We start from the raw sequence: 11,455 nt of genomic DNA, 5'->3' as shown, positions 1-11,455 counted from the left end.
TGTAAAAAATACTAAATTATGAAAATATGTCTAAATTTGCCAACAAAAACGCAAATGATTTTCTATAAATACCAGGGAGCCGGAAATGATTTCCTCATTGCCGACAACAGGGAGGAAAGGCTCGAATTTTCAGAAAACAGAATAAAAGCCCTGTGCGACCGGAGATACGGCTTCGGGGCAGACGGCCTCATGCTTTTGGAAAACAGCCGCGGATACGATTTCAAAATGGTGTTCTTCAACCCGGACGGGAGCGGAGGCATGATGTGCGGCAACGGGGGGCGCTGCATCACGGCATTTGCGGCCAGACTGATAAACGGGGAAAACATGCGGCCCGAAAAGAAAACCTTCACATTCGAAGCCGCCGACGGAATCCATCATGCCGAGATAACCGGTTGCGACGCGACCCTTACGAAAATGACCGTCCGCCTCGGAATGTCGGATGTGAAAGGCATAACGTACATTCCTGAAGAAAACGGATATTTTCTCGACACCGGGACGAGACATTTCGTAAAATTCATTGAAAGCGGCATAGAACGGACTGACATAATCGCCGAAGGACGGCGTTTAAGATACAGCAGCCTGTTCGCCCCTATCGGAACGAATGTCAATTTCGTCATGCCCGCGGAAGGAGGCCTGATTGTGCGCACATACGAAAAAGGAGTCGAAGATGAGACATACGCTTGCGGTACGGGCATAACCGCCTCGGCCATAGCGGCATGGCATGCGGGATATACCGGACCGGGCAAGGACGGGAAAGTGCATACCGCCATAGAAGCCAGGCGGGACAGGCTGTCCGTAGAGTTCACTCCGGGGAGCGACGGCCAGTCCGCAAGCGGCATCCTGCTGACCGGACCTGCCGTATTGGTCGGCACAGTAATCCCGGCCTGATTCCCGGACATGGCAGCCTGTTTTTCTGCCTGTTTTTCAACACACGGAAATTTTTAAAATCAAAACAAAATGAAATACGATTTCGACAAGACCGTTCAACGACACGGCACCAATTCATACAAATGGGACGGTTCCGACAATCCGGAAATGCTGCCCATGTGGGTTGCGGACATGGATTTCCGCACTTCCGAGCCCATCATCAAAGCATTGCAGGAAAGGGTGTCCCACGGTATTTTCGGCTATACCCGGGTGCCCGAAGCATATTACGAAGCCGTAACCGGATGGTTCTCTCGCCGACACGGGTGGAACATATCCAAAGACTGGATAATATACACGACCGGGGTTGTCCCCGCCCTGTCCGCAATCATAAAGGCGCTCACCGCGCCGGGAGACAAAGTGCTCATACAGGGGCCCGTTTACAATTGTTTTTATTCCTCAATACGCAACAACGGCTGCCATGTCATCAGCAATCCGCTCATATACACGGGGGATACATACAAAATGGATTTTGAAGATTTGGAAAACAGGACGGCCGATCCGGAAGTGAAGGCCATGATTCTCTGCAACCCTCACAATCCGGCTGGCCGCGTGTGGACCGAAGAGGAACTGATACGCTTAGGGGAAATCTGCATCAAAAACGGCGTGACAGTAATTTCCGATGAAATACATTGCGAACTCGTTTTTCCGGAATACCGTTACATACCTTTCGCATCAATTTCCGAAAATTTCCAGAAACATTCGGTCACATGTGTCTCGGCAAGCAAATCCTTCAACATCGCCGGACTTCAGATAGCCAACATAGTATGTGCGGATGAAGGACTGCGCAAAAAGATAGACAAAGCCATCAACATCAACGAAGTATGCGATGTAAACCCATTCGGGGTCATTGCCACCGTGGCCGCATACAATGAAAGCGAAGAATGGCTGGAACAGCTTATAGCCTACCTGAAAGGCAATTATGACTGCATGTCGGAATACTGCCGCAAATATCTTCCTGACTATCCCATCGCGAAACTCGAAGGAACGTACCTCGTCTGGATGGACTGCCGTAAACTGCACCTTGCATCGGAAGAACTTGAAGAGCGCCTGAAAGACGAAGCGGCCCTCTGGCTCAATGCCGGAAGCATGTACGGACCCGAAGGGGAAGGCTTCATGCGCTGGAACATCGCCTGTCCGCGTTCATCCCTGGAACAGGGCCTCGAAAGGTTCCGCAGATTCATCGGGCAGCGTTGATGTGCGCACGGATTATACCTGCAAGTACCGATATGCCTTCTTCGATGCGGTCCATGTCCATGAACGAGTAATTGAGCCTCATGGTGTTCCTGCCGCCGCCGTCCGGATGGAAGAACGCCCCGGAAACGTATGCGACACCGGCAGACAGGGCGCTGTCATAAAGCGCGACAGTATCAATATGTTCCGGAAGGGTAAGGAAAACAAAAAGGCCGCCTTCCGGACGTGTCCAATTCACCCCTGAAGGCATGTGGCGTTCAAGCATAGCAAGCATGAAATCCCGTTTCCGGCGATACAGGGAGACGGTCCACCGCAGATTGTCATGCAGGCGCCCGCTTTTCAAAAGAATGGCCGCTATGTGCTGGTCAAGCATGGGAGGGCAAAGGTCCACCGACTGTTTGCATGCAGTCAGCCTGTCAAGCACTTCCCGGGGACCGAATACCCAGCCGAGCCTGAAACCCGGGGCGAGAATCTTTGAAAAGGAACCGAGATGAAGCACACAATCCGGGGCCAGGGAATACATGGAAGGCACATCGCTTCCCGAAAAACGCAGTTCCCTGTAAGGGCTGTCCTCTACAATCATCAGCGACTCCCTTCTGGCGACATCTATGACCGCCTCTCGCGCCTCAAGCGAAAGAGTTTCGCCCGTAGGATTGTTGAAATCGGGTATGAGATATATGAATTTCGGCACAAGCCCTTCGCTTCTTGCCGCGGCAATTGCGGCAGAATAAGCCCCTGCAACGGCTTCCGCCCCTTCGGCACCGGATGCATCCGGAGAAGCCTTCACACCCCTAATATCCGCCCTGTAGGAACGGAACGACTGGATTGCCCCGAGGAAAGTCGGACGGTTTACGAAAACCGCATCTGCCGGATTCACGAAAATGCGGGCGCACAAATCTATGCCCTGCTGCGAAGAAGTCGTTATCCCGACATTGTTCACAGGTACGCCGTATCTCTCCGATATGGCCTCGCGCAACAGCATAAGGCCTTCCGTCGCCCCATATTGCAGGATACCCGGACCATAGAGGCGGAATGCCTCTTCGGCGGCAAGAAGCATGTCGTCCGTGCGGAAAGTGTCGGAAGACGGATAACCTCCGGCGAAGGAAATTATCTTTGAAAAATCGTAATTTTTAAAAATAGCCCTTACGGGCGAAGGGACGAATGCCCATACATCGTCCGAATAAAGTTTCCCGTAATCCATAAAATCCCTTTCAATCTCTAAGCAGCGACTCCAAGGCGACGGAGGCATCGGTTCCGGAATCCCTGTACTTGATGATTACCGGAGTATAAATCTGTATGCCTTCAGCAGCTCCCGGCCCCTTGCGTACCGGCCTGCTTCCCGCAACGACTACGGCGTTTTCAGGCACAATCAGCCGTCCACCCTCGCCGGCACGGATAAAGGCCCCGTTTACGGCATCGTACAGGGCCGTGGAAGCGTTCAGCACGACCCCGGTGGCAATCACTGCATTTTCCCGGACCAAAGTACCTTCATAAATACCGCAATTCCCGCCGATGAACACATTGTCCTCTATTATCACGGGCAGGGCGCCTACGGGCTCAAGCACGCCCCCGAGCTGGGAAGCGGCGGCTATATGCACATTCCTGCCCACCTGGGCGCATGAACCGACAAGCGCATGCGAATCAATCATAGAGCCCGAATCGACATATGCCCCTATGTTCACGTATGAAGGCGGCATCATGATTACGGACGGGGCAAGGAAAGCCCCTCTCCTGACGGCACTTCCGCCCGGCACTATCCGCACGCCGTCGCTGTGGCCGAAACGTCTCGGCGCAAGCGTATCCTTATCGAAAAAAGGGAACCGTCCTTCCGACATGTCCGTCATTTTCCCGTACCGGAAACCCTCCAGAATAGTCTCCTTGATCCAGGTATTCACGACCCATTCCCCGTCCTTCTTCTCAGCAACACGTATTTCGCCGCGCTCCAAGGCATCGCAGACCTCATTGAAACGGTTCAGTTCTTCCATAACCCGAGATCTTTAAGTGTCCGTCTCATTATTTCCACAGTATTTTCGGAAGCCCGTGTCAGAGGCAGCCGCAGATTGTTCCTGAGCAGTCCGAGCAACGCCATGCCGGCCTTCACCGGAATAGGGTTGCTTTCGATAAAACAGTTTTTGAACAATGGCATCAGACTGTAATGAATCCTCCTTGCAGCCACCATATCATCATAGGCCAGCGCCCTGACAAGCTGTGACATCAGACGGGGCGCTATATTGGAAGCCACGCTGATTACGCCGTCCGCCCCCGTCGCCATCAGCGAAAGTGTCTCGTCATCGTTGCCGCTCAACACGGAAAAACCCTCAGGGGCATCCCTTATCACGGCCGATATCTGGGCATAATTCCCGGAAGCCTCCTTTACGGCGACTATTCCCGGGAGTTCCGCGAGCTTCAAAGTCGTTTCGGCAGTCATGTTAGCCCCCGTCCTACCCGGCACATTGTATATTACCAAAGGCTTTCCCGTAGCCTCGAGAACCGCCTTGAAATGCTCGTACATGCCTTGCTGCGTGGGCTTGTTGTAATACGGCACGACTACAAGGAAAGCATCCGCCCCGTATGGCGCGAGCATCCTGATATTTTTTATCGTGGCCTCGGTGGAATTGCTTCCGGCACCGCACAGGACGGGCTTGCCCCCGCAATTGGCCTTTGTTATTTTAAGTATATTGATTTTTTCCTCATCCGAAAGATTTGGAGTCTCCGCCGTAGTACCGAGCGGGACAAGAAAATCGATATCGGCATCGACCTGCCGCCTTACCGTATTTTCATAAACTTCATAATCCACCCTTCCCTCATCGTCAAAAGGTGTGACGAGGGCCGTTCCGCAACCGGACCAAATCCTGTTTTTTCCCATATTCCAGAAAATTAAAATTTCAACAAATCCTTGAATTCATAAATGCCGCCTTCCAGAGTGTCGCACCAGATTGCGGCCTGCACCGCCCCACGGGCGAAACCTTCCCGAGAAAACGCCTCGTGCCTCAGGACGATACGGTCGGCCGGGCCTTCGAAACCGAGCTCGTGTATGCCGGAAATCTCACCGCAACGCACCGACTCTACAGGGACCTTCACGCCCATGCCCTCCTCCACTATGCCGGCCAGGGTCTTTGCAGTTCCGCTCGGAGCATCCAGTTTGTGCTTATGATGCATCTCCACGATATACGGGTCGTAGCCGCCGGCATTGCCGAGGGCCTGCGAAAGCAATTGCGCCGCCTTGAACATGACATTGACCCCGATGGAAAAATTGGAAGCATACACCAAAGGCTTGCCGCATTCGCGGAAGGCCCTGAACACATCTTCCCTAATGTCCGTCCACCCGGTAGTCCCGACAACCGCCCCCTTGAAATTTTCCGCTATGAAACGGTAATTCTTCCTGAAGGCTTCAGGGGTGGTGAAATCTATGCAGACGGCACCGGCAGCCGTCTGAGGGCTGAACGAAGCTATGTCTTCGCTTTTGCCGGCACATGCCAGCCCTTTTTCGGCAAGTATCTTTTCAACGGCCCTGCCCATCCTGCCGTATCCGCTAATCACTGCTTCCATCCGTAAACAAAGTTTTATGCAAGTTCCTGATTATCACATTCAGTTCATTCCTGTCCACCACGAGGCCGAGGCTCCCTCCTGCGGCCCCCATCGACATCAGATATATACGATGTCCTTCGAGCACGCCGAAAATACGTCCGAGAACATTCTTTTCCAAAGCCATTTCCTTTCCGACAATGGCTATCTGCGATTTTCCGGTTTCGATGAAAACGGCTGAAAATTCGGACAGTTCTTCCATCATGGCCTGGATATCGTCATCCTCACCTATCGTCACCGACACGCTCCCTTCGGAAACAGCAATCAGATCGAAAGAAAAATGATGTTTTCCGAAAATCGAAAAGACCCTGCCTAAAAATCCCGATGAGTTGTAGACCCTTGAGGAAAATACATTGAGCATACGTACATTTTCCTTGCAGGACACGGATTTTACCCCCGAAGGTATCACTTCCTCATTGAGTATCACAGTCCCTTTGGCGGAAGGATTCATCGAATTGAGGACTTTGATGGGAATGTTCTTCCCGACGGCCGGTTCCATAGTGGAAGGATGGAGCACCTTCGCTCCGGAATGGGCCATGTCGGCGGCTTCCTTGAACGAGATGGCGTCAAGGCTTTTCGTGCCTTCCACCCTGCGCGGGTCGGCCGTATGGACACCGTCCACGTCCGTCCATATTTCAATCTCGTCGGCATCCATTGCCATGCCTATCAGGGAAGCGGAATAGTCCGACCCTCCCCTGCCGAGCACGGTAGGAACGCCTTTCTCCGTGGCCGAGACAAACCCCTGGGTGATGACGGCCGAAACAGGGGCCGCTTCTAAAGAACGGTAGGCCCTGTTTATTATTTCGGGTACGGTTTCGGAAATCCGGTGCAGGTCCGGTTCGCCTTTGAGATAATTTTCATCGGTTATTATCAGTTTCCGCGCATCGAGGAAACCGGTGGAAATCCCGGCGGCATTGAGGGCACAGCAGATGATTCCCGATGACAGATATTCTCCGGTCGAAATGATGCGGGCACGGCTGCGTTCCGAGAGTTCCCCGAGGTCGCAGACTACATCCACCAGTTTTTTCAGACTGTCGCAAAGCGTGTCCGTATGCTCCCTTGCCTGAGACGAATATTTCCCGTCCGCTATCAGCTCGTCTATAAGTTTCAGATGCCTGTCACGGATGTTTTCGACAAGCATTTCCGCCTCTATCAGGTCGCCGTTGCCGGCGAAATCGCAAATCTTATATAATGAATCCGTAACCTTCGACAGGGCCGATACCACTATCACCGGGGCCTTGTCGAGCCGTCCGGAGACTATCGACATCACACGCTGTATGGCCTGGGCGTCCGCCACGGAAGTTCCTCCGAATTTCATCACAATCATAACAACACCCTATTTTTTCAAAAAACCGCGTTCCACTATGAGTTCTGCATTCAATATGGCAGCCCCGGCAGCCCCGCGCACGGTATTATGCCCGAAAGCCGTCATCTTCCAGTCCAGTATGCCGCACGGGCGAAGCCTTCCTGCCGTCACCGTCATTCCGTTACCGGCCAGCACATCCATCAGTGGCTGGGGACGGTCTTCGGAAGGATTGTATGCCAAAACCTTTTCCGGCGATGAATGCAGCTTCAGTTCGGGATAACAGTGTTCCATGGCATCCAGCAGTTCTTCCCTGCCTGCCTTGGTCCTGGTAGAGAATGAAACGCACACCGTATGCCCGTCCCTTACTGGAACACGGTTGCAGGTGGCGGAAACGGTAAAATCCGCAGGGACTATGCTCCCGCCTTCCAGCCGGCCGAAAATCTTGGCCAGTTCGCGCTCTATCTTCTCTTCCTCGCCCCCTATGTACGGGATTACATTTCCCAATATGTCCATTGAAGGGACACCGGGATATCCTCCTCCGGAAATCGCCTGCATGGTGACAGCCATCACCTTGTCAAGGCCGAAACGTGCAAATACAGGATAGATTGCAAGTGCAAGCACGATGGTCGAACAGTTTGGATTGGTTACTATGAACCCTCCGCTGCCGGAACGGGCCATCTGCCTTTCCACTATTTCCAGATGCGAGGCGTTGATTTCCGGAATAATCAGCGGCACGTCATCGTCCATCCTGTGGTTGCGCGAATTGCTCACTACGATATGTCCGAGGGAGGCATAGCGGCTTTCCGCTTCTCCTGCAACTGAGGCATCGAGCCCCGAGAACAGAATCCGGGATTCGAGCGGCTCGGACAACGTCTTGATGACAATGTCCCCGACATGCCCGGGAATGGGTACGGCCTCCCTCCAACCGACCCTTTCCGAATATTTCAGCCCTGCCGAGCGGTCGGAAGCCACAAGTTCCTTAATATTGAACAGGGGATGATTGCCGAGCAGGGATACGAGTTTCTGTCCTACGGCCCCGGTACAACCGAGTACCGCAACATCTATCTTATTTTCATTCATATCACTACGATTTTTTTCAAACATCGGTCACTTGCCGGCCTTGCGGCCCACGAGCCTCTTGTATATTGTAACATAATTGTCCTTTGCACGGCGCAGGTCGCTCAACAGGATATGCTCATCGTCCGTATGGGCCACAAGTATGGAGCCCGGGCCACACAACATCTTGTGGCTGAAGTTGTTTATATGGGGAGCATCGTTCCCGAAAGCCACCGTTTTCGTTTCGAAGCCGTCAAGTGTCATATATTGCGAAGGTGTATCCCCTCCGAATGCCTTCACTTCTATGTTGTCATCGGCAAAATCCGCCATTACACGGCATACCGCCTCATCGCTGGCAAATGTAGTACGGAAATATATGCGGAATGTCAGCCTGTCGCTCAGAATATTCTGAGAGTTGGGACTTTCGAGTTCTCCTACATTGTATGTGGTTTTTCCGAGTACCGGGTCTTCGGGAAAACGCACCTCGGCCAGCCTGTTCATGAAATCCACGAAACGCATCACGGCGCTGTCCCCGTGCTCCGGATATCCCGAATGGGCGCTCCTGCCCTTGATTGATACGGAGAAGGCCTTGGTTCCCTTTCCTGCCGTGACCATTTTCGAATCGGTGGGTTCGCCCACTACAAGATATTCGCCGCCGGGAATCTGGGAATCCACGGTCCTCGCCCCCTTCGAGCCGGTTTCCTCTCCCGACACGAGCAAGAGCCCGAAATCCGTATAACCCTCATTTTCAAGCTCCAAACAGGCATTATACATTGAAAATATCTGGCCCTTGGCATCACAACTGCCTCTGCCCGAGATTTTTACGTCTCCGTCCGGCAGGCTTTCCACCTTCGGGGGAATGTACGGGGGAACGGTGTCGAGATGGGTACAAAAGACTATCCGCGGATTGCCCCATTTGAGATAAACATTAAGGGTGCCGTCACCGACCTCATATATTTCCGAAACCGATTTGCAGGTAGCAAAACCGTATGCACAGTATTCTGCGAGCCGTCGCTCTTTCCCTGAAGAAGAGTCTATTTTCAGTATATTGAGAAAATTATCCAAATTCATAACTGCCGTTTCATCGATACAACCTGTAAAAATAATGATTTTCGCCGAAACGGCAAAATGAGAAATGGCATATTTATTGAATTTACGGGCACTCATGCGCAAGACGGCCACATATATTTTATTTACAGGGATTTTAATCCTTTTTCATACGGTTTCGGCATCGGGACAGAATCCCATGGACACCATTACCGACAGACAGGCCGTCCTCAACGCCGACATCCGCGACCTTGCCGCGAAGGCATACATGTTCGGGCTTCTCGATGAAAACGGGCGCGACTCCCTGATTTCCTCGACCGCCCGGATTGACTCATCGGATGCCATTCCGGAACTCGAAGCCATACGCGCCCAATGGGAGGAAAAACTGTCATTTCTCGAAAAACTCTACTCGGATGAAATCTTCGGAAACATGACATCCGCAATCGTCGACAGGAAGGCCGTTGCCGAAAAAATGCTTCCCATACTGCTCTCCGTACCGGAAATAAGGGAAAAGTTCGGTCCCCTCACATTCGAGCAGGCCATGGAACGGCTAAATGACCTCCTCGGCCGCGACCTCGCATACGAAAGGAAGGTGGCTTCGATGTCCAAAGGGGAGCGCATAGCATGGGCGATAGCGAGGATGCTATTAGGAGGAAGCGCACAATACAAGCCAAACGCCATACCTATGATGAACGGCCTGTGGTATATGCCCATACCGGCAGGAAAACCGGAGCATTTCGATGAAACGCTGTTCTGGGATGGCAATTTCGATTCCCGTGTCTACAAGTCCTCCGTTCCGGAGCCTGTCATTCCGCCCGAAGAAAGGCTTCAAGGGCACTGATGCACACCGGCCCCCGGGACTCCTTGAAAATCACCCGCAACCCTTCAGCTTCGACAGGGGCGAAACGGATTATCCTCTTATACCCTATGGTAGTAGTCTCTTCGCCGCAATCTACAGGGATCCAACGGCCTTCAGACAAATACTCGACGGCAAAGGAGGCCACCCGCTGTCCGAGAGGAATGTATTCCTGAAGCACTACCTTGTCCATTGCCTTCGGAGAACCGAAGACTATCTGCACCGATGCCGTATCCGTACCGTCAGGGACCGACCAATAGGTGTCGAAATCCCCGTCGAAAATGTTTTCCGACCTGAAAGCCCTGCCTCTTTCCGAGGAAACGGAAACGGTCGCATCCCCGGCGGACAACAGATTGCAAGGGAATTCCTTTGCAAGCAGCTCATTATAGGCATACAGGCTGGCTGAATCCGCACAGGAAATCAATCCGGCCGCATTTACCGGCACGTTCAGCAGGAAATTGGCATTCCTGCCGACACTCTTGAAATACAGGTCGAGCAGCTGCTCCGGAGTCTTGACCAATGTATCTTCATCGGCATGCCAGAACCAGCCCGGACGTATGGACACGTCGCACTCTGCGGGAATCCATGCATCCCCGTCGGCATGTCCCGAAGGAAGTTCCTGAAAACCGTGATACCCCGGATAGACTTCGCTTCCCCTGAGGAAAGACCAGTTTGTCTCACCGGCTATCCCTCGTTCGTTCCCTACCCAGCGGCAGCCTGGGCCTCCGTCCGAAAAAATGATTGCATCGGGCTGCAAGGCAAGTATCAGGGAATCGATTAAAGGAAAATCATAATATGTCCTGCGGTCTATCGTCCTCGTTTCATCGGCTCCTCCGTACCATCCGTTACCTCCGTTGGCCCCGTCGAGCCAGACTTCGAAAACATCGCCATAATCCCCGGACAGGAGTTCTTTCAACTGGGACCTGTAATATTCCACATATTCCGGCGTTCCGTAATCCGCCCTGTTCCTGTCCCACGGAGATATGTAGATTCCGAATTTCAGGCCGTATTCCCGGCATGCCTCGGACAACTCACGCACGATATCCCCCTTTCCTCCTTTGTACGGGGATGCCGCTATGTCGTAATCCGTGCCAGTGCAAGGCCACAGGCAGAATCCGTCATGATGTTTCGCCGTAAGTATGATACCCTTCATCCCGGCCCCGGCAAGCACACGGGCCCATTGGCGGCAGTCCAAGCTGTCCGGAGCGAGCAAAGAGGCGGAGGCATTGCCATAACCCCATTCGGCATCGGTATAAGTGTTCAGCCCGTAATGGATGAAAGCATATCTCTCCATCCGCTGCCATTCGACCTGCTGCTTCGACGGCACCGGAAACACTGGTTCAGGGGCAGGAGCTCCTCCCGAACACGAAAAAAGCAACTGGATAACAGCCAAAGGCAAGAGCGACAAAAACATTTTTTTCATGACTGACGTTTATTGAAAAAATTCTGACATTTATAAAAAAATTCCGCAGGGTTTCAAATCCCGT

At 52.7% G+C, this 11,455-nt stretch carries 11 protein-coding genes; 3 read left to right on the top strand and 8 right to left on the bottom strand.

What is annotated here, in order from left to right:
- Positions 1 to 54 precede the first annotated feature (54 nt).
- Positions 55 to 888 (top strand): diaminopimelate epimerase, encoded by an 834-nt coding sequence (gene dapF, locus B5F83_RS04925; protein ID WP_087277328.1) that lies wholly within the window; start codon positions 55 to 57, stop codon positions 886 to 888.
- 69 nt (positions 889 to 957) lie between these two features.
- Complete coding sequence (locus B5F83_RS04920) at positions 958 to 2,121, top strand: MalY/PatB family protein (RefSeq protein ID WP_087277325.1); 1,164 nt, start codon at positions 958 to 960, stop codon at positions 2,119 to 2,121.
- On the opposite strand, the gene B5F83_RS04915 is transcribed toward B5F83_RS04920, so the two are convergent.
- From B5F83_RS04915 to B5F83_RS04885, 7 genes are read right to left on the bottom strand one after another with little or no spacing between them, the layout of a single operon-like run.
- A complete protein-coding gene (locus B5F83_RS04915; protein ID WP_158094160.1) occupies positions 2,105 to 3,319 on the bottom strand; it encodes a PLP-dependent aminotransferase family protein in 1,215 nt (404 codons plus the stop codon). The two genes, B5F83_RS04920 and B5F83_RS04915, sit on opposite strands and share 17 nt — an antisense overlap.
- 10 nt (positions 3,320 to 3,329) lie before the next feature.
- Entirely contained in the window at positions 3,330 to 4,103 is a 774-nt protein-coding gene (locus tag B5F83_RS04910) for a 2,3,4,5-tetrahydropyridine-2,6-dicarboxylate N-succinyltransferase (RefSeq protein ID WP_087277319.1), read from the bottom strand.
- Positions 4,091 to 4,984 (bottom strand): 4-hydroxy-tetrahydrodipicolinate synthase, encoded by an 894-nt coding sequence (gene dapA, locus B5F83_RS04905; protein WP_087277316.1) that lies wholly within the window; start codon positions 4,982 to 4,984, stop codon positions 4,091 to 4,093. Before dapA ends, B5F83_RS04910 begins: the two co-directional genes overlap by 13 nt.
- 11 nt (positions 4,985 to 4,995) lie before the next feature.
- Positions 4,996 to 5,667 carry a dihydrodipicolinate reductase C-terminal domain-containing protein gene (locus tag B5F83_RS04900; RefSeq protein ID WP_087277313.1) on the bottom strand — a complete coding sequence of 224 codons (672 nt, stop codon included), beginning with the start codon at positions 5,665 to 5,667 and terminating at the stop codon, positions 4,996 to 4,998.
- The gene (locus B5F83_RS04895) at positions 5,651 to 7,030 is read right to left on the bottom strand and encodes an aspartate kinase (protein WP_087277310.1); all 1,380 of its coding nucleotides are present in this window, start codon (positions 7,028 to 7,030) and stop codon (positions 5,651 to 5,653) included. Before B5F83_RS04895 ends, B5F83_RS04900 begins: the two co-directional genes overlap by 17 nt.
- Positions 7,031 to 7,039: 9 nt before the next feature.
- Positions 7,040 to 8,089, bottom strand: coding sequence for an aspartate-semialdehyde dehydrogenase (gene asd, locus B5F83_RS04890; protein ID WP_087277307.1), 1,050 nt, complete (start codon positions 8,087 to 8,089; stop codon positions 7,040 to 7,042).
- Between the two features lie 27 nt (positions 8,090 to 8,116).
- Positions 8,117 to 9,136: a M20/M25/M40 family metallo-hydrolase gene (locus B5F83_RS04885; RefSeq protein WP_158094159.1), complete on the bottom strand. Its 1,020-nt coding sequence runs from the start codon at positions 9,134 to 9,136 to the stop codon at positions 8,117 to 8,119.
- 64 nt (positions 9,137 to 9,200) lie between these two features.
- Here B5F83_RS04885 and B5F83_RS04880 point away from each other — a divergent pair, with 64 nt between their 5' ends.
- Positions 9,201 to 9,953, top strand: a complete 753-nt coding sequence (locus B5F83_RS04880) for a hypothetical protein (RefSeq protein WP_143822463.1) — start codon at positions 9,201 to 9,203, stop codon at positions 9,951 to 9,953.
- Here the strand turns inward: B5F83_RS04880 and B5F83_RS04875 are convergent.
- Positions 9,919 to 11,391: an alpha-L-fucosidase gene (locus B5F83_RS04875; protein ID WP_087277298.1), complete on the bottom strand. Its 1,473-nt coding sequence runs from the start codon at positions 11,389 to 11,391 to the stop codon at positions 9,919 to 9,921. The genes B5F83_RS04880 and B5F83_RS04875 overlap by 35 nt on opposite strands.
- Positions 11,392 to 11,455 lie beyond the last annotated feature (64 nt).

Source organism: Muribaculum sp. An289 (assembly GCF_002159555.1).
Classification (GTDB): Bacteria; Bacteroidota; Bacteroidia; order Bacteroidales; family UBA932; genus Merdivivens; species Merdivivens faecigallinarum.
Note: the sequence above shows the minus strand (reverse complement) of the source record. Positions and strands in the feature narration are given on the sequence as shown.